Raw genomic sequence first — 17,359 nt, forward strand, 5'->3', positions numbered from 1 at the left:
TGCAGCCCATCGCCGGCAAGCCAGCTCCCACAGGTTCTATGTTGCCCTTGAAGGGTACGCTGTCATTGTGGGAGCTGGCTTGCCGGCGAATGGGCCGCACCGCGGCCCCGGCTATGTCCGATCAAACCTTGAACTGTGCCACCATGCCATTCAGGTCCACAGCCAACCGCGACAGGTCCTGTGCCGCCGCGCTCGTCTGGTTGGCCCCGGCCGACGTTTGCATAGCCAAGTCGCGAATGTTCACCAAATTGCGGTCCACTTCGCGCGCCACCTGCGCCTGCTCCTCCGAAGCGCTGGCAATCACCAGGTTGCGCTGGTTGATCGACGCAATCGCCTCAGCAATCACTTCCAATGCCTGACCGGCGCCCTGGGCCACTTCCAGCGTGCCCGTCGCACGTCCCTGGCTGCTGTGCATCGCCGTCACGGCCCGCTCGGTACCGTTCTGGATACCGGCAATCATCTGCTCGATTTCCGCGGTCGACTGCTGGGTGCGGTGGGCGAGGGCGCGGACTTCGTCGGCCACCACGGCAAAGCCACGGCCTGCCTCGCCGGCGCGGGCTGCCTCGATGGCGGCGTTCAGTGCCAGCAGGTTGGTCTGCCCGGCAATCGCGCCGATCACATCCAGCACACGGCTGATCTCATTGGCATTGTTGGCCAGCTGTTCGATCTCGGCCGAGGTGCCGGTCACATCGGCCACCAGGTGCTGGATAGACGCCAGTGCCTGGTTGACCCGGACGCGGCCATCGCGGGTGGTCTGGTCGGCGCCTTTGGAGGCGTCCGCAGTGCTGACTGCATTGTTGGCCACTTCCTCGACCGCTGCGGTCATCTGGTTGACGGCCGTGGCGGCCTGGTCGATTTCGGCACTCTGCTGGTGCAGGCCGCGGCTGGTGTCTTCGGTGACGGTGTGCAGTTCTTCCGAGGCTGAGGCCAACTGGTCGGACGAGGCGGCGATCTTGCGGATGGTGTCGCGCAGGCTGCCTTGCATGCGGCTCAGGGCACGCAAGAGCAAGGCGGGCTCATCGCGGCCGGTAACGCGTATTTCCTGGGTAAGGTCACCGGTGGCCACACGCTCGGCGACCGCCACCGCATCGGCCAGGGGCACCACGATGCTGCGAGTCAGCACGGTAGCCATTGCAGCCAAGGCAAGCATGATCACAAGCAACGAGAAGATGATGGCGGTGAATGCTTCGTCTGCTACGTCGCTGCTGCGCTGCGAGGCATCTTCGGCACCTTTGCTGTTGTAGTCGATCAGCGCCGTCAAGGCCTTCATCATACTGTCGGCACGCTGGGTGAGCGGGCCGCTGATCTGCTGCTTCGCCTCGTCCATGCGGCCTGCGGCAATGTCCTGCAGCACTTCTACTTGCAGTTCGAGGTACTGCTGATACGCGTCATTGAAGGTGTTGAACAGGGCGCGATCGTCGGCAGCGATGATGGTGTCGGCGTAGGCTTTCAGGCCACCTTTGAGTTCGGCGTTGATACGTTCGAGCATCTGCAGGTTGCGTGTGCGCTCGGCGGGGTTATCGTCCAGCGCGGCGCGCAGGGTGACGGCGCGGGCGCGCCCGAGGTTGCTGCTGATGTCACCCAGCGCTACCACGGCGGGCATCCAGGTGACCCGGATTTCGTCGGTGGCCTTGTCCATCTGGCGGGTTTCGTAAAGCGCGGTAAGGCCCATGACCAGGACCAGGATGCCCAACAGGGCGAATACGCCGGCAGCGCGAATGCCGATCTTCAAATTCCGTAACTGCATGGAATGCTCCTTGACGGTGGCGTGCAGGCGTCAGGAGCTGGCCGCAAAGCCAGGACACCGAGGTGGCGCCAGGCTCTTGATGCACTGCGGATTAGTAGATTTTTCTCACCCTCTTGCATGTTTTTTCTTTGAATGATGCCATATGGCCATCATTATTGAACAGTCATTCAATGTAACGACATAATTGACAAAACCGTCATTTTTTGACGGTTTTGTCAGGTTTTTCACATCAAGCGATGGGGATCATCGGGTCGGCAGCAGCCAGCGCCAAGCTGCGGTCGGCTGCCGGCGGGTAGATCCACACCGAGTTGATCTGACGCTTGAGGTCCTTGCCTTCCTGGCCCTGCAGTTTCAATTCTCGCTCCCAACCTTCGCTGTACGCCGCGCCCCATTCACCCAGGTCGAGGCAGGTGACGTACTTGGGCTGGCGGTAGACCACAGGTGCCACCCCAAGCAGGTCAGCCATGGCGTTGTTGCCACTGTGGCGACCCATCGGGATGGCGTGCTGGCAGGTCATCAGGGCGTGGTTGCCAACGTCGTCGACAGCAGCCCAAGCGGTATCGCCGGTCGCATAGATGTGGTCCTGGCCGATTACCTTGAGGTGCCCGTCGACCTTGAGCCGGCCGAAGTTGTCACGCTCGCCGGCAACCTGCGCGGTCAGCGGGCTGGCCTTGACGCCGACGGTCCAGATCACGGTGTTGCTGGCGATGTATTCGCCGTTGTCCAGAGTTACGCCACCGGCATCGACAGCCACCACCGAGGTGCCAGTCAACCACTGGACGCCAGCAACCTGCGAGGCGGCAACAATCGACGGCTTGATGCCTGCACCCAATGCCGCGCCGATGCTGGCGCCACGGTCTACCAGCAGCACCCGCACATCGGCGTCTGCGAGGATGGCGCGCAGCCGGGCGGGCATTTCGGTGGCCGTTTCGATGCCGGTGAAACCACCGCCGCAGACCACCACGGTATTGCGGGCAGGTGAAGCGGGCAGGGCGGCCAGGCCCGTCAGATGCTGCTCGAGGCGTACGGCTGACTCCATCTTGTCGACATCGAAGGTGTGCTCTGCAAGGCCCGGGACTGCCGGGCGCGCTACCTGACTGCCAGCGGCAAGGATGAGGCGGTCGTAGCTGATCTGCTGGCGCTGGCCTTGGCTGTCGATGTAGCTCACGGTGCGCGCATCGGCGTCGATGGCTTCGGCGTTACCGGTGATGAAATGCACGCCCACCGCATTGAACAGCTCACCTACGGGGGCCTTCAACGTGTGTGCGTTGGCCTCGTAGAAGCGCGGGCGAATGTGCAGTTCCGCTTGCGGCGCGAGCACGCTGATGCTCAGGTCGTCGCGCTGGGCCTGGTCGAGTAGCCGGGCGGCGCTCAGGGCGCTCCACACACCGGCAAAGCCGGCACCGATGATCAGGATGTTGGATTTCATGCAGGTGCTCCGCAAAGGTCGGGGATGAAAACGGTGGCTTCGATCACACGATAGGTGTCGCTCGAATAACTACGACTCTATTGGTCGTAGTTTATCTCTGCAAGTGTTTTTTCATCATTGCGATGAGGCGAGCCCCAGGACGGGCGTACGCAAAGGCCGTATTTCGTGCTGCCGTGACTGCCGCGGCCGGGGCCGCAAACCTTGCTATCCCCACCCCCATCCGTTATAGATAAAGAAGAAACCATAAAGAAAAGAGGCCATTTCAGCCCCCATGCACGAGATCACACGTATCTTCCGCCCCTCAGGCCCCCATTTCGCGCCCTGCGCAGATGGATACGGGCCCGCCCCCATGACCCTCTCTCCGCTTTCGAGCCTGTACCACGTGTTGTCGATCCCACCGGTCAAGCTCCTGCTGACCCAGATGCGCAAACGCCCCGTCCCTCCACCTGCACCGTAGCGCCTGAATTCCACCACCCCCGGCCATTTGCCGTATGGGGTTGGGGAGCCTTTGCATTTTTTTCAGCGTTCAACTGTTCAGGAATCACTATGACTCTTCGTGTCGCTATCATCGGTGCCGGCCCGTCCGGCCTTGCGCAACTGCGTGCCTTCCAATCCGCCCATGCCCTGGGCGCGCCCATGCCCGAAATCGTATGCTTCGAAAAGCAGGCCGACTGGGGCGGTATGTGGAACTACACCTGGCGCACCGGCCTCGACCAGCATGGCGAGCCGGTGCACGGCAGCATGTACCGCTACCTGTGGTCCAACGGCCCCAAGGAATGCCTGGAGTTCGCCGACTACAGCTTCGATGAGCACTTTGGCCGGCCGATTTCCTCGTACCCGCCGCGCGAGGTGCTGTGGGACTACATCCAGGGCCGCGTGAAGAAGGCCGGGGTGCGCGACTACATCCGCTTCAATACTGCGGTCAAAAACGTCAGCTTCGATGAAAACACCCGCGAGTTCACCGTCAGCGCCCACGACTACAGCGCGGGGCTTGGCATCGAGCAGGTGTTTGATTATGTGGTGGTGGCCAGCGGGCACTTCTCTACCCCGCACGTGCCGGAGTTCGAAGGCTTCGAGCGTTTCACCGGGCGTATCCTGCACGCCCACGACTTTCGCGAAGCGATGGAATTCAACGGCCAGGACCTGCTCATCGTCGGCAGCAGCTACTCGGCCGAAGACATCGGCTCGCAGTGTTACAAGTACGGCGCGCGCTCGATCACCACGGCTTACCGCACCCAACCGATGGGCTACAAATGGCCAAAGGGCTGGGAAGAGCGCCCGCAACTGGTGCGCGTTGAAAACGACCTGGCGTTTTTCGCCGATGGGTCGAACAAGCGCGTGGATGCGATCATCCTGTGCACGGGCTACCAGCATCACTTCCCGTTCCTGCCCGATGAACTCACCCTCAAGACCAACAACCGCCTGTGGCCTGCCGGGTTGTACCAAGGCGTGGTGTGGGAGCAAAACCCGCAACTGCTTTACCTGGGCATGCAGGACCTGTGGTACAGCTTCAACCTGTTCGATGCACAGGCCTGGTTTGCTCGCGACTACATGCTGGGGCGCATCAAGCTGCCGACCAAGGCTGGCATGCAGGCCGACAGTGCGCGCTGGCGCGAGGATGAGGAGCAGCTGGCAACCACTGCTTCGATGTATGAATTCCAGGGCCGATACATCAAGCACCTGATCGAGCAGACGGATTACCCGCGCTTCGACATCGATGCGGTCAACCGCATCTTCCTGCAATGGAAGACCGACAAGAAGCACGACATCATGGGCTACCGCGACAAATCGTACCGCTCGGTGATCACCGGCACCAAAGCGGTACCTCACCATACCCGCTGGATGCAGGCCATGGACGACTCGCTGCAGGAGTACCTGCGCGAAACGGATGGCAAGCAAGGCGAGGTGAAGGTGCTGCGCGGGTAGCTGCCGGACCGACCAGCACGATCAGGATGCGTGCAAGCGGGGAAGTGTTTTGCCGTACCGACGCTCCCCGCGTATCATTTGCGACATGGTTGGTCGGAGATTGATATGTCGCTTTACAGTGCTGGCGTCGAATACGGCATCCATTGCCTGCTGTTTCTGGTAGGCGAGGGTGGTGAGAGCCGTGATTCCAGCGTGCGCGACCTGGCCGAGTTGCAGGGCGTGCCGCAGGAATACCTGGCCAAGGTTTTCACCAAGCTGGCACGTGCCGGGTTGGTGGCCGCCACCGAAGGCGTGCGCGGTGGTTTCCGCCTGGCGCGACCGGCGGCTGAAATCACCGTGCTGGATATCGTCAACGCCATCGACGGGCCGAAGAAGATTTTCGATTGCCGCGAGATCCGCGAACGCTGCACGCTGTTCGAGGGCTCGCCGCCCGCTTGGGCGACGGAAGGCACCTGTGCGATTCATGCCGTGATGCTGGGGGCGCAGAAGCGCATGGAAGAGGCGTTGGCGCAGCAAACTGTTCTGGCATTGGCAATGCGCTTCGGGCGCAAGGCCCCGGCCGAGTTCGGCCAACAGGTGAATAGCTGGATGGGTGAGCGGCGCGAGGGTAAAGGGGGCGGGGATATACCCGTCAGCCAGGTCTGAATGTGTTACCTGTACCGGCCTATTCGCGGGTGAACCCGCTCCCACAGGTACTTCACAGGTCTTGAAAGCTGTGGTGACCCTGTGGGAGCGGGTTCACGCGAATAGGCCGGTACAGGAGTAACGCTTTCAGCGCCCCTCATGCTGGCGCCGATACGCCCCCGGCTGCACCCCCACCGCCTTGGCAAACGCCCGGGTAAACGCCGCCACCGACTGATAGCCCACCTGCGCACCCACTTGCTCCACGGTATTACCCGCCCGTAGCAACTGGCTGGCATGGCGCATGCGCAGCGCCAGCAGCACTTGCCCCGGCGATTGCCCGGCCAGTTCATTGAAACGCTTGAAAAACGCCGACCGCGACAAGCCGGTGCAGGCGGCCATGCTCTCCAGCGTCCAGGCTTGCCCCGGTTGCTCGATCAACTGTTCCAGCAGCCCGGCAAACGCTGGCTGGCGGGCAAGGGCGACCAGCCCGCCCAGTGGCTGCCCGGCAATGACCTGCTGGCGCAGCACGTACAGGAACAACAGGTGCGTCAGGCGCTCCAGCAACGTCTGTGACGGGCCGGCGGCCCGCCGGCATTCTTCCAGAATCAGCTCGAACAGCGCCCGCGCCGCACTGCCGGCGGGGTCTTCGGCGCGCAGCAGGATCCAGTCGGCCAAGCCTTCGACAATCAGTGAAGACAGGCCGGACTGGAAATGGAAGAAGCCACAAACCAGCCCGACGCCGTCGCTGGCTTCGCTATCCAGTGCCTGCATGGCCTGGCGCGGTTGGGCGCAGGCGTCGACCGGGTCCTGATCGCTGGACAAGCGATAGGCAAGGTCGCGCAACAGGAATACTGCATCTCCCTTCTCCAGGCGCACCGGTTGCGGCTGGCCGTCGATGTGCAGCCAGCAATGCCCTTGCACCACCAGGTGGAAGCTGGCGCGGCCCATGCCCTGGGTGCTGGCGTGCCAGCCACCGCAGTAGCGGCCGACATGAAACAGGCTGGCATCGAGCTCCAGGCCCTCTAATAACCAATCGACAAGGTGGCTGGACGAAATCATCTAATACAAAGACTCAGGAACAAGGAAAGGCGACTGATGAATATGGAGGGTAATTCTTATAACCAACAGACTGTAGTGACACCCATCAAAGGAGACCACTCCATGTCCTCGCGCATTACTTTACACACGCTGCAGAGTGCTCCGGAAGCGGCCCGGCCGTTTCTCGAGAATGCCCAGAAGAATTCCGGCTTCATCCCCAACCTGCTGGGCGTGCTGGCCAACGCCCCGGCGGCGCTGGAAACCTACGTGACCGTTTCGGCACTCAATGGCAAGTCCGAGCTGAGCCTGGCCGAGCGAGAAGTGGTGCAACTCATTGCTGCCACCCTGCATGGCTGCGATTTTTGCGTGGCCGGCCACACCGCTGTGGCGCTGAACAAGGCCAAGCTGCCGCAGGAGGTGGTCGATGCCCTGCGTGCCCGTGGCGAACTGCCCGATGCCCGTTACGAAACCCTGGCCGCATTTGCTCGCGAAGTGATTGCCACCCGTGGCAATGTCAGCGAGGCCACCTACCAGGCCTTCCGTGAAGCTGGCTTCAGCGAAGGCAACGCGCTGGAAGTGATTTTGGGGGTCAGCCTCGCAACCCTGTGCAACTTTGCTAATGTTTTCGCCCAGACGCCACTCAACGACGAGCTTGGCAAATACCGCTGGCAGCCTTCTGCGTAGCCCGGTGTGCTTGGGCCATGACGCAGTCGTTGTAGGAGCGGCCTTGTGCCGCGAACGGGCCGCATAGCGGCCCCAGCGTTTTCAAAGGAGCAAGACCATGCAAGATTGTGCATTTCGACACTGGCTGGATGCCAATGCCGAGGCCATCGACCGGGGCCTGTGCGAACCGCAGCAGGTGCTGGCGCAGATCGCCGAATCACAGCTGTTGCGCATTGGTGTCGACCCGGCCCTGGGCGGCACGGGCGGGCAGGTGACCGACGCGGTCGAGGCGATTGCCGCCATCGCCAGCCGCTCGTTGGCGGCGGCCTTCGTCTGCTGGGGCCAGCGTGCCTTTATCGAATACCTGTTGCACAGCCCCAACCAGCCCCTGCGCGAGCGCCTGCTGCCGCGCTTGCTGACAGGCGAGCTGGCCGGCGCCACCGGGCTGTCCAACGCCATGAAGTTCCTTTCCGGCATTGAAGCGTTGCAGGTGCGTGGCCGGCCGGCAGCCGATGGCTGGCACCTGGAAGGGCGCCTGCACTGGGTGACCAACCTGCGCAAAAGCGGCTTCGTGGTGGCGGCGGCCATCGAAGATGAAGCCGGCGGCGCGCCGTTCGTACTGGCCATTCCTTCCGACGCCCTGGGCCTGGAGCGCTCCGACGACCTGCAACTGATGGGCCTGCAGTCGAGCAACACGGCGGCACTGGCCTTCCACCAGGTGCCGTTGGCGCGGGACTGGCTGCTGCACGAGAATGCGCGCGAGTTCCTGCCACGGGTACGCCCGGCATTCCTGGCGCTGCAGTGCGGCATGGCCATCGGCCTGGCGCGACGGGCGCTGGACGAGGTTCAGGAGCACCTGCACGGCCGCGCCTCGTTCCTCGACGAAGCCCGGCAGGTGCTCAGCGAGCGCCTGGAAAACACCGTCAGCGAGCTCAAGCAGGGCCTGCTCGAAGGCCGCTTCCAGCAACAGCCGGCGGCCTTGTTCAAGCTGCGCATCACCTTGGCTGAGTGTGCCGCCGATGCAGTCCAGCTAGAGTTGCAGGCCAGCGGCGGCAAGGCCTACCTCAGCGAGTATGGCGAAGGCTTCGCCCGCCGCTGGCGTGAGTCGGCCTTTGTGCCGATCGTCACCCCCAGCCTGGTGCAATTGCGCGCCGAACTGCAACGCCAGGCGGGCGCGGCATGAGTGAAGTGTTGCTCGAAGCCCGCGACATCAGCCTGGGCTACCCGCGGGAGGGTGGCTGGCAGCAGGTGCTGGCGCAGTTCGACCTGCAGTTGGCGCCAGGCGAAGTGGTGAGCATTCTTGGCCCTAGTGGCGTCGGCAAATCCAGCCTGCTGCGGGTGCTGGCCGGCCTGCAACAACCCGGGGGCGGCAGCGTGAGCCTGCACGGCCAGCCGCTGCAAGGGCCGCACCCGCGCCTGGCGGTGGCCTTTCAGGACCCGAGCCTGCTGCCCTGGCTGAACCTGGAAAAGAACGTCGCCTTCGGCCTCGACTTTGCCCGCCAGCCCAAGCTGGCCGCTGACGAGCGGCGCGCGCGCATCGACCATGCAATTGCCGCCGTCGGCCTGGCCCACGCCCGTGGCCAGTACCCGGCGCAGTTGTCCGGTGGCATGGCCCAGCGCACCGCGCTGGCCCGCTGCCTGGCCCGCCAGCCCGAAGTGCTGCTGCTCGACGAGCCGTTCGGCGCGCTGGATGAAGTGACCCGCGCCGACATGCAGCAACTGCTGCTGCAACTGATCGCCACCCACAACACCGCGGCGGTACTGATCACCCACGATATAGACGAAGCCCTGCTGCTGTCCGACCGGGTCCTGCTACTGGGCAACCACCCAGCGCACATCCTCGGCCAGTGGCACATCGACCTGCCGCAACCGCGCGCCCAACGGGTCGAAGAACTGGGCGCGTTGCGCATCGAAATCCTCAAAACCCTTCGGCGGGCAAGCCGCACAGGCGAACCTACCCCAACCCCGTTGCCCTCGGAGGCTGTCCATGTGCATGGATGACTGCTGTTCCACTTCTTCGCGTCGTGATTTTCTAAAGCTTGGGGCCATGCTCACCGCCGCCGGTGCGCTGCCGTTGCTGTCGAGCTTGCAGGCGCGCGCCGCTGCCGAGCCGGATGCGCCGGTGCGCATCGGTTACCTGCCGATCACCGACGCCACGCCGCTGCTGGTGGCCCATAACAACGGCCTGTTCGAGGCCGAAGGCATCAAGGCCGAGCGCCCGGTGCTGCTGCGCAGCTGGGCGCAGGTGATTGAGGCGTTCATCTCTGGCCAGGTCAACGTCATCCACCTGCTGTCGCCGATGACTGTATGGGCGCGTTATGGCAGCAAAGTGCCGGCCAAGGTGGTGGCCTGGAACCACGTGGGCGGTTCAGGCCTGACGGTGGCACCCGATATCACAGACATGAAACAGCTCGGTGGCAAGACCGTGGCCATCCCGTTCTGGTACTCGATCCACAATGTGGTGCTGCAACAGATGCTCAACGACAACGGCCTGACGCCGGTGTCGAAGCCGGCCAATGCGCAGCTGGCCGCCACCGAGGTCAACCTGCTGGTGCTGCCGCCATCCGACATGCCGCCAGCACTGGCCAGCAAGCGCATTGCCGGCTACATCGTCGCCGAGCCGTTCAACGCCCTGGCCGAGAACCTCAAGGTTGGCCGCGTGCAGCGCTTTACCGGCGATGTATGGCGCAACCACGCCTGCTGCGTGGTGTTCATGCATGAGCATGACCTGAACAACCGCCCGGAATGGTCGCAGAAGGTGGTGAATGCCATCGTCAAGGCCCAGCACTGGACCCGCGACCACCGCGCCGAAGCCGCTGCGTTGCTGTCCAAGGCCGGCCCTAACAAGTACACCCCGCACGAGCCCGCGGTGCTGGCCAAGGTGCTGGCGCCGGCCGCCGAGGACCGTGCCGGCTACGTTGCCAGTGGCGCCATTCGCCATCAGCAGTGGGACGAAAAGCGCATCGACTTCCAGCCATACCCGTTCCCCAGTTACACCGAAGAGCTGGTCAAACGCCTGAAAACCACCCTGATCGAAGGTGATAACGCGTTCCTTGCCGGGCTTGATCCGGCGCAGACCGCCCGCGACCTGGTCGACGATCGCTTCGTGCGTAATGCCATCGCTGCGGTTGGTGGCCCGTCGGTGTTCGGTATTGCCGACAACTTCGAGCGTAGCGAGGAGTTCGCCGTCTGATGCGCACGCATGTGGTACACGCCAGCCTTGGGCTGGCTGGGTTGCTGGCTTTGTTGCTGCTGTGGTGGGCCGGTGTTGCCGTGTTTGGCCAGGCCGAAGGGCTGTCGGCGCGCTTTTCGCCGGCGGCAACGTTGGCCAGCCTGGTCGAGCTGTTGGGGCAGGGTGAGGTTTACGGGCACATCTGGGTCAGCCTCAAACGTATTCTGGTCGGGCTGCTGCTGGCGCTGCTGATTGGCGTGCCGTTGGGTTTACTGGTGGGCAGCTACCGGCATCTGGAAGCGGCGACCACGCCGGCGTTCCAGTTTTTGCGCATGATCTCGCCCTTGTCGTGGATGCCGGTGGTGGTGATGCTGATGGGCGTGGGTGACCAGCCGATCTACTTCCTGCTGGCGTTTGCCGCGTTATGGCCGATCTTGCTGAACACCGCGGCGGGCGTCAGGCAGTTGGACCCACGCTGGCTGCAACTGAGCCGCAGCTTGAGCGCCACGCGCTGGGAAACCTTGTGCAAGGTGATCGTGCCGGGTGTGATCGGCCACGTGTTGACCGGCGTGCGCCTGGCCATCGGCATTCTGTGGATCGTGCTGGTGCCGTGCGAAATGCTCGGGGTGAGTGCGGGATTGGGGTATTTCATCCTCGATACCCGCGACCGGCTGGCGTATTCCGAACTGATGGCGATGGTTCTGCTGATTGGCGTGTTGGGGTTTGTGCTGGACGCCTTGGCGCGCGGGCTGCATCGGCGCTGGGTGCATGGCTGAAGGGCCAATGTGGCTGCTTCGCGGGCTCGCCCGCTCCCACAGTGACCGCGCAAACTTTCAACGTTTGAGCAGGACAGTTGCTCCATAGGGACTGCGCCGTTCTTGAGATCACGCTATCCCTGTGGGAGCGGGCGAGCCCGCGAAGTGGCCGGTGCGTTGTAATCATATACTGCAGATAACGTGGGGCGGGGTTTAGCCGGTAAGGGAGTGGTAGAAGGCAGGAGAAGTGTTACTGCGCATGCCCTTTGCTTGAAACGCTCCCCCGACACCGGTAGTCTTTGCCCGCTGCTGTCAATCCAGCAGCCGGGTTTGGTCACCCGCAATCATCAAGGCGCACAAGCGCCCGCTCTGCGATACAGTTGGCGCTTTTTTGCGCCCGGCTGTTTCGTTTTATGGCGGCTGTGCGTGGGGCGCCTCCGTGCGCGCCGGTTTCCTTGATTCCCGGTTGACCAACCCGCGTACAGTCGCCACCCATTCGTTTGGTCACGTTGTGTGGCGGCTCCAGTGAATCAAGGAGCGACACAATGACAAAAGGTTTACCTGATCCTCCCGCCCGCGCCACCACGGCATCGTCCAGTTTCTCGACTTGCGAATGCAGCCATCCGCCGCTGTTTGCCGTGCGTTCTGGGGTGGACTACGAAGATGCGCTAGTGCACCTGTCCACGCTGCTGAAAGGGGCGTTTGCGACCAACCTCAAAGCGTTGGAACTGGCCAAGGGGACCTGTCGTGACCTGCTATTGAGCAATGACCATGGGCTGGATTCGGCCAAGGCGGTGGTGGAGGCGCTGCTGGACGGGCTGGAGAGGCAGCAACTGGCCGGGCCGGGCAAGGCGGAGCAGGTGCGGGGTGTTTGAGAGCCGGCTTGGGGCTTGTGTATGGGCTTCCAAGTGGTCGCTAATAGAAGTTTGGCGCCTGTGAGATCGAGCGCCGCTCGCGGCGCTTCGCGGGGCAAGCCCGCTCCCACATTGACCGCATCACATTCAAGTCATGCGCCGTCCCTGTGACCCCAGGTACGGCGCAGTTCTCGAGGCCTGCGTTGTACCTGTGGGAGCGGGTTTACCCGCGAACAGGCCCTTGGATCAATGCACGGTCTTGCGCTGCCGTACGCACTCCAGCGCCTGGGCGGCCAGCTCATCCAGCCGTTCATCGCGCATCTGCTCCGCTTCGATCATTGCATCCTCACCCTGCTGGTTAAGCAGGTAGGTATGAATCTGCAGCACTTCAGCCGTTTGATAAATCGGTGCAATGTCCAGGCGCCCGATCAGCGCACCACTGGCCTGGCCGGTACTGCTCATCAGCACCTGCGGCCCGTTGGCGGCTACCACTTGCATGCCCATTGCCTCGAACCATGGCACCTGGTTGGCAAAGGCGTTCAATTCCACGCAGGCATGGCGTGCCTTCAGGTCGCCCAGCAGGGCGCGGGCGATGCCTTGGCGGCGATGGCTGGCGCGCACGGCAAGAAAGGCCAGTGAACACGCCTGCTCATCGTCCTCGGCCGGCAGCGACAGGGCAAAACCGAGCAACTGGTCCGGCGCCTCGGCATCCAGTGCAAGGGTCAGCGCCACGGCAAGGCCGCGGGTGCCATCCAGCGCTTGCAGGTACTGGTGCACCTCCATGCCGACGCCGTACTGGTACAGCGGGTACAGCGGGTTGTCGGCGGTAATGGCGACACTGCTCAGGTCGCCGACATGGTGGATCACCAGTTCGCGGATCTGGTTCTGGAAAGATTCGGGCGGCACGCTGTCGAGGCGGCTCAGGATGAACATCTGGGGGTGGGCTCCGGCGGGTGGGAATACAGCCCGGGCCAGGCTGGCGCGGGCTGTACAGTTTAACCGGTTTTGCCGTGTCAGCCTTGCTGCTGTATTGCACCCAGCATCAGATCGAGGTTTTGCACTGCCGCGCCGGAGGCGCCTTTGCCCAGGTTGTCGAATACCGCAGTCAGCAGTACCTGGCCATGCTCGGGGTTGGCATACAGCGCCAGGCGCAGGTCATTGCTGTCATTCAATGCCTCGGGGTCAAGGTTTGCTGCTGCACCTTGCTGATGCAGCGGCATTACCTGCACGTGGCGAGCCCCCTGGTAATGCTGTTCCAGGCAGGCCTGCAGCTGTTCGGCGCTGACCTGGCCGGGCAGCAGGCGCAATTGCAGCGGGATACTCAAAACGATGCCTTGGCGGTAGGCGCCGTAGCCGGGCATGAACACCGGCCGCGCCGACAGCCCTGCGTGTTGCTGGATTTCGGGTACGTGCTTGTGCGCCAGCTCCAGCCCATAAAGTTGCAAGACCGGGGCATTACCGGCACCAGGTTGTTCGTGGCGCTCGACCGCCGCGCGGCCACCGCCGGAGTAGCCGGAGATGGCATGGATGCCCAGCGGGTAGTCGGCTGGCAGTAACCCGGCCTTGACCAGCGGGCGTAGCAGGGCGATGGCGCCAGTGGGGTAGCAGCCCGGGTTGCTGACGCGCTTGCTGTGGGCAATGCGTTCGGCCTGCTGGTCGTCCAGTTCTGGCAGGCCATAGACCCAGCCCGGGGTGGTGCGGTGCGCCGAACTGGCGTCGATCACCCGAACCTGCGGGTTGTGGATCGCTGCCACGGCCTCACGAGCGGCGTCGTCGGGCAGGCACAGCAGGGCGATGTCGGCGCTGTTGATGGCCTCGCGGCGGCGCTGCGGGTCTTTGCGCTCGGCCTCGGGCAGGGTGAGCAGGCGCAGGTCGCTGCGGCCTTGCAAGCGGGCATGGATTTGCAGGCCGGTGGTGCCTTGGTCGCCGTCGATGAAGACAACAGGAGTGTGCATGTTCGGGTCCGGTTTGGGAAAGATGGCCTATGCTCGCCTGTGGCTTTGGTAATGAAAATTTTAATATGATGATCGATGTATTCAGGTTTTCTGAACAAGCCAGTCAGTGCCGGCCTATTCGCGGGTAAACCCGCTCCCACAAGGTTGGTGCTGGTGTTGATAAAAGTGGTGAACCTGCGGGTTTACCCGCGAATAGGCCGGCACTGACCATGCGCGAAATCAGCCTCGACCGCCTCCGTACCCTGGTGGTCATCGCCGACCTGGGTTCTTTTGCCGAGGCCGCCCGCCAGCTCAACCTGGCACCACCCACCATCAGCCTGCATGTGGCCGAACTGGAGGCTCGTATCGGCGCCCCGTTGCTCAGCCGCACCCGTGGCCAGGTGCGCCCTACGGCCATTGGTGAAACGCTGCTGGCCCGTGCCCGGCGCCTGCTGGCTGACGCCGACCTGGCGCTGGACGAAGTACGCCGGCAGGTGGAGGGGCTGACCGGCCGGGTACGCCTTGGCGCGTCGACCGGTGCTATCGCCCACTTGCTACCGCAGGCGCTGGAGCACCTGCGCGTGGACCATCCGGGGATCGACGTGCAGGTGCAGGTGCTGACCTCCCAGGCGTCGCTGGGGCGATTGCGCGAGGGGACGCTGGACATCGGCCTGGTGGCCCTGCCGCAGGTCGCCGGCAAAGGGCTGACAGTTACTCCTTGGCGCCGCGACCCGATCCTGGCCTACGTACCGGCCGACTGGCAGCCGCCGACGAAGGTCACACCGGCCTGGCTGGCGCAGCGGGCGTTGATTCTCAACGACAGCAGTACCCAGCTGTCACGGGTTACCGGGGAATGGTTCGCGGCAGCGGGGTTGTACCCCGAGCCGCGGATCGAGCTGAACTACAACGATGCGATCAAAAGCCTGGTCGGGGCTGGGTACGGTGCGACGTTGTTGCCGCAGGAAGGCGAGGCAGCCGAACTGGACCGGCGCATTGCGCGCCGGCCGCTGCGACCAGGGTTGTGGCGGCAGTTGGGTATCGCCTGCCGGGAGGGCCAGGTGGAACGGGCCACGGGGTATGTGTTGCAGGCGTTGGAGCGGTTACGGCAGTGAGGGCACAGGGGGCTGCAAGGCAGCCCCCTGGTTCATCGCCGTTCTCGCACCCGGACCGCGGTCACCGTCTCCCCACCTACACCCCAGTTGTCGGTGGGCACCTCTTCGATCACCACAAAAGTACTGGCCGGTGGCTTGCCCAGCACTTCCTGCAGCAGGCGGGTCGTGCCTTCGATGAGCTGGCGCTTGTGCTCGGCGCTCACCCCTTCATCGGTCACGCGGATATGTACATAAGGCATGGCTGCGCGCTCCTCTGATCAGTGCCAGGTGCCAGCGGTGCTACCGCCATCCACAGGCAGAATCACACCGCTGACAAAGCGTGAGTCGGCCAGATAAAGCACCGCGTCAACCACGTCTTGGGGCGAGCCGGTGCGGCCACTGGGCGACAACGCGCCCATGCCCTGAATATTGCCGCCATGCAGCGGTGTTTCGATGATCCCCGGTGCCACGGCATTCACCTGCACGCCACTGGCCGCCAGCTCCAGTGCCAGGCCTTTGACCGCCTGGTTGAGGCCCCCCTTGACCAGTACCGGCAGCAGGGCGGGCACGCGGGTGTCCGGTTGCAGGGCGATGGAGGCAGTGATGGCGATGATCTGCCCATACCCTTGCCGGGTCATGATCCGCGCCGCTTCCTGGGCCGGGTAAAAGAAGCCCTTGAGGTTGGTGCCGACCAGGGCGTCGACATTGGCCTCGCTGTACTCGACAAACGGTTTGGCAATGAAGATGCCGGCGTTGTTGATCAGGATGTCGACACCGCCAAAGGTTTGCAGGGCGGTAGCGAACAGCCGCTGCGCCGTGTCGGCCTCGGCAATGTCGCCCGCCACGCCAATGAAGCGCGAGGCGTTGCCGAGGCGTGCGGCGGCCTGCTCCAGGCGCGCCTGGCTGCGGGCATTACCGATCACGTTGTCGCCGCGTTCGAGGAAGGCCTCGGCCAGGGCGAAACCCAGGCCGCTGGAAGCTCCAGTGATAATGACGGTGCTTGGCTTGTTCATGTGCGTGTTCTCCAGTGATGTGAGCCATGGGCTCGGTGTGGCGTCACTGTAGGCCGCTACCAGTGCTTGAAAAATGAGGCGCAAAGCATTTCAATCGATACATCATGTAATCAATAAGGCTGTTATGAGCCGCCATTTCGATGACCTGCAACTGGGCAGCCTGGAGCTGTTCTGCCTTGCCGCTGACAGCGGCAGCTTCACTGCAGCAGCCACAGAGGCCGGCGTGACCCCGGCGGCGGTCAGCCGCAGCGTGGCGCGTCTGGAGGAGCGCCTGGGGGTACGCCTGTTCGTCCGGACAACGCGGCAGATGCGCCTGTCGAGCGCAGGCCAGGCGTATTACCAGCAATGCCGACAGGCGCTTGGGCAACTGGTCGAGGCCGAGCGCCAGGTGACCGGCGGGCAGGTCGAGCCGAGCGGCCGCCTGCGCATCAGCGTGCCCACGCCCTATGCCCACCACCGGCTTTTGCCACTGCTGCCGAAATTTCGCCAACGTTACCCGAAGGTGCGGGTGGACGTGCATGTCAGCAACCGCAACGTAGACTTTGCCGAGGAACCGTTCGACCTGGCCGTCCGTGGCCGCGAACCGGCCGATTCACGTTTGGTGGCACGCCGCCTGGAGGATGCCGAACTGGTGGTAGTGGCCACGCCAGGCTATCTGGCCAGGGCAGGTGTGCCTCGGGTACCGGAAGATTTGCTGCGGCACGAATGCATCCAGTTTGAAATGCCCAGCAGTGGCCGCCGCCCGCCGTGGAGCTTTCGCCAGAATGGCCGCCAGTTGGAACTCGAAACCCAGGGCGCGTTCACCTGCCAGGGCGATTTTCTCGCCACTGCCACGCTGGTGCGCCATGGCGGTGGGCTGATGCAGGCCTACCGGTTTACCGTGCAGGATGCATTGGCCAAGGGTGAACTGGTGGAGGTGCTCACCGAGTTTGGCGGGACTTCGCGGCCGTTCTTGCTGATCTACCCACAGGCGCGGCACATGCCGCAACGGGTGCGGGTTTTCATCGATTTCCTGTTTGCCGAGACCGGGCGGCCGCTCCTATGAGGGGGCGGGGCAGGCAAGGGCCTACTATGCTTTTGGCTGCGTCGAGCCAACGCGCATCGACGAACCCT

17 protein-coding genes are annotated in these 17,359 nt (G+C 63.7%); 10 read left to right on the forward strand and 7 right to left on the reverse strand.

Going from position 1 to position 17,359, the window contains the following annotated elements; genetic code table 11:
* Positions 1-121 precede the first annotated feature (121 nt).
* Both N805_RS05310 and N805_RS05315 read right to left on the reverse strand, forming a co-directional pair.
* The gene (locus N805_RS05310) at positions 122-1,747 is read right to left on the reverse strand and encodes a methyl-accepting chemotaxis protein (RefSeq protein ID WP_028613136.1); all 1,626 of its coding nucleotides are present in this window, start codon (positions 1,745-1,747) and stop codon (positions 122-124) included.
* A gap of 229 nt (positions 1,748-1,976) precedes the next feature.
* Positions 1,977-3,176, reverse strand: a complete 1,200-nt coding sequence (locus N805_RS05315) for an NAD(P)/FAD-dependent oxidoreductase (RefSeq protein ID WP_028613135.1) — start codon at positions 3,174-3,176, stop codon at positions 1,977-1,979.
* Positions 3,177-3,722: 546 nt separating this feature from the next.
* Between N805_RS05315 and N805_RS05325 the strand changes: the two genes are divergently transcribed.
* Positions 3,723-5,102, forward strand: a complete 1,380-nt coding sequence (locus N805_RS05325) for an NAD(P)-binding domain-containing protein (RefSeq protein WP_028613134.1) — start codon at positions 3,723-3,725, stop codon at positions 5,100-5,102.
* Between the two features lie 105 nt (positions 5,103-5,207).
* On the forward strand, positions 5,208-5,747 hold the full coding sequence (locus N805_RS05330) for an RrF2 family transcriptional regulator (protein ID WP_028613133.1): 540 nt from the start codon (positions 5,208-5,210) through the stop codon (positions 5,745-5,747).
* Positions 5,748-5,873: 126 nt separating this feature from the next.
* Here the strand turns inward: N805_RS05330 and N805_RS05335 are convergent, their stop codons facing one another.
* Positions 5,874-6,785 carry an AraC family transcriptional regulator gene (locus N805_RS05335; RefSeq protein WP_028613132.1) on the reverse strand — a complete coding sequence of 304 codons (912 nt, stop codon included), beginning with the start codon at positions 6,783-6,785 and terminating at the stop codon, positions 5,874-5,876.
* A 102-nt stretch (positions 6,786-6,887) separates the two neighbouring features.
* On the opposite strand from N805_RS05335, the gene N805_RS05340 reads away from it, so the two are divergent.
* The 6 genes from N805_RS05340 to N805_RS05365 all read left to right on the forward strand — a co-directional run bounded on the left by N805_RS05340 (position 6,888) and on the right by N805_RS05365 (position 12,229).
* Entirely contained in the window at positions 6,888-7,448 is a 561-nt protein-coding gene (locus N805_RS05340) for a carboxymuconolactone decarboxylase family protein (protein WP_028613131.1), read from the forward strand.
* 97 nt (positions 7,449-7,545) lie between these two features.
* A complete protein-coding gene (locus tag N805_RS05345; RefSeq protein ID WP_028613130.1) occupies positions 7,546-8,610 on the forward strand; it encodes an acyl-CoA dehydrogenase family protein in 1,065 nt (354 codons plus the stop codon).
* Positions 8,607-9,428 carry an ABC transporter ATP-binding protein gene (locus N805_RS05350; protein ID WP_028613129.1) on the forward strand — a complete coding sequence of 274 codons (822 nt, stop codon included), beginning with the start codon at positions 8,607-8,609 and terminating at the stop codon, positions 9,426-9,428. The genes N805_RS05345 and N805_RS05350 overlap by 4 nt, the downstream gene beginning before the upstream one ends.
* Positions 9,415-10,620: an ABC transporter substrate-binding protein gene (locus N805_RS05355; RefSeq protein WP_028613128.1), complete on the forward strand. Its 1,206-nt coding sequence runs from the start codon at positions 9,415-9,417 to the stop codon at positions 10,618-10,620. Before N805_RS05350 ends, N805_RS05355 begins: the two co-directional genes overlap by 14 nt.
* Entirely contained in the window at positions 10,620-11,375 is a 756-nt protein-coding gene (locus tag N805_RS05360) for an ABC transporter permease (protein ID WP_028613127.1), read from the forward strand. Before N805_RS05355 ends, N805_RS05360 begins: the two co-directional genes overlap by 1 nt.
* Before the next feature lie 608 nt (positions 11,376-11,983).
* Positions 11,984-12,229, forward strand: coding sequence for a hypothetical protein (locus N805_RS05365; RefSeq protein ID WP_028613126.1), 246 nt, complete (start codon positions 11,984-11,986; stop codon positions 12,227-12,229).
* Positions 12,230-12,454: 225 nt separating this feature from the next.
* On the opposite strand, the gene N805_RS05370 is transcribed toward N805_RS05365, so the two are convergent.
* Positions 12,455-13,141, reverse strand: a complete 687-nt coding sequence (locus tag N805_RS05370) for a GNAT family N-acetyltransferase (protein ID WP_028613125.1) — start codon at positions 13,139-13,141, stop codon at positions 12,455-12,457.
* Positions 13,142-13,221: 80 nt separating this feature from the next.
* Positions 13,222-14,163 (reverse strand): N-acetyl-gamma-glutamyl-phosphate reductase, encoded by a 942-nt coding sequence (argC, locus tag N805_RS05375; protein WP_028613124.1) that lies wholly within the window; start codon positions 14,161-14,163, stop codon positions 13,222-13,224.
* 209 nt (positions 14,164-14,372) lie between these two features.
* On the opposite strand from argC, the gene N805_RS05380 reads away from it, so the two are divergent.
* The gene (locus N805_RS05380) at positions 14,373-15,254 is read left to right on the forward strand and encodes a LysR family transcriptional regulator (RefSeq protein ID WP_028613123.1); all 882 of its coding nucleotides are present in this window, start codon (positions 14,373-14,375) and stop codon (positions 15,252-15,254) included.
* 32 nt (positions 15,255-15,286) lie between these two features.
* Here N805_RS05380 and N805_RS05385 read toward each other — a convergent pair whose 3' ends face one another.
* Together N805_RS05385 and N805_RS05390 are read right to left on the reverse strand one after the other, a co-directional pair.
* Entirely contained in the window at positions 15,287-15,493 is a 207-nt protein-coding gene (locus N805_RS05385; protein WP_028613122.1) for a tautomerase family protein, read from the reverse strand.
* An 18-nt stretch (positions 15,494-15,511) separates the two neighbouring features.
* The gene (locus N805_RS05390; protein WP_028613121.1) at positions 15,512-16,246 is read right to left on the reverse strand and encodes an SDR family NAD(P)-dependent oxidoreductase; all 735 of its coding nucleotides are present in this window, start codon (positions 16,244-16,246) and stop codon (positions 15,512-15,514) included.
* 124 nt (positions 16,247-16,370) lie between these two features.
* On the opposite strand from N805_RS05390, the gene N805_RS05395 reads away from it, so the two are divergent.
* Positions 16,371-17,291 carry a LysR family transcriptional regulator gene (locus N805_RS05395; protein ID WP_028613120.1) on the forward strand — a complete coding sequence of 307 codons (921 nt, stop codon included), beginning with the start codon at positions 16,371-16,373 and terminating at the stop codon, positions 17,289-17,291.
* Positions 17,292-17,359: the final 68 nt, after the last annotated feature.

This window comes from Pseudomonas putida S13.1.2 (assembly GCF_000498395.2).
GTDB lineage: Bacteria > Pseudomonadota > Gammaproteobacteria > Pseudomonadales > Pseudomonadaceae > Aquipseudomonas > Aquipseudomonas putida_Q.

Coding starts and splice junctions, on each gene's coding strand:
- N805_RS05360 (WP_028613127.1), top strand. CDS start 10,620: ATGCGCACGCATGTGGTACACGCCAGCCTTGGGCTGGCTGGGTTGCTG.
- N805_RS05395 (WP_028613120.1), top strand. CDS start 16,371: ATGAGCCGCCATTTCGATGACCTGCAACTGGGCAGCCTGGAGCTGTTC.
- N805_RS05315 (WP_028613135.1), bottom strand. CDS start 3,176: ATGAAATCCAACATCCTGATCATCGGTGCCGGCTTTGCCGGTGTGTGG.
- N805_RS05330 (WP_028613133.1), top strand. CDS start 5,208: ATGTCGCTTTACAGTGCTGGCGTCGAATACGGCATCCATTGCCTGCTG.
- N805_RS05370 (WP_028613125.1), bottom strand. CDS start 13,141: ATGTTCATCCTGAGCCGCCTCGACAGCGTGCCGCCCGAATCTTTCCAG.
- N805_RS05310 (WP_028613136.1), bottom strand. CDS start 1,747: ATGCAGTTACGGAATTTGAAGATCGGCATTCGCGCTGCCGGCGTATTC.
- N805_RS05350 (WP_028613129.1), top strand. CDS start 8,607: ATGAGTGAAGTGTTGCTCGAAGCCCGCGACATCAGCCTGGGCTACCCG.
- N805_RS05345 (WP_028613130.1), top strand. CDS start 7,546: ATGCAAGATTGTGCATTTCGACACTGGCTGGATGCCAATGCCGAGGCC.
- N805_RS05340 (WP_028613131.1), top strand. CDS start 6,888: ATGTCCTCGCGCATTACTTTACACACGCTGCAGAGTGCTCCGGAAGCG.
- N805_RS05385 (WP_028613122.1), bottom strand. CDS start 15,493: ATGCCTTATGTACATATCCGCGTGACCGATGAAGGGGTGAGCGCCGAG.
- N805_RS05335 (WP_028613132.1), bottom strand. CDS start 6,785: ATGATTTCGTCCAGCCACCTTGTCGATTGGTTATTAGAGGGCCTGGAG.
- N805_RS05380 (WP_028613123.1), top strand. CDS start 14,373: ATGCGCGAAATCAGCCTCGACCGCCTCCGTACCCTGGTGGTCATCGCC.
- N805_RS05390 (WP_028613121.1), bottom strand. CDS start 16,246: ATGAACAAGCCAAGCACCGTCATTATCACTGGAGCTTCCAGCGGCCTG.
- N805_RS05325 (WP_028613134.1), top strand. CDS start 3,723: ATGACTCTTCGTGTCGCTATCATCGGTGCCGGCCCGTCCGGCCTTGCG.
- N805_RS05355 (WP_028613128.1), top strand. CDS start 9,415: ATGTGCATGGATGACTGCTGTTCCACTTCTTCGCGTCGTGATTTTCTA.
- argC (WP_028613124.1), bottom strand. CDS start 14,163: ATGCACACTCCTGTTGTCTTCATCGACGGCGACCAAGGCACCACCGGC.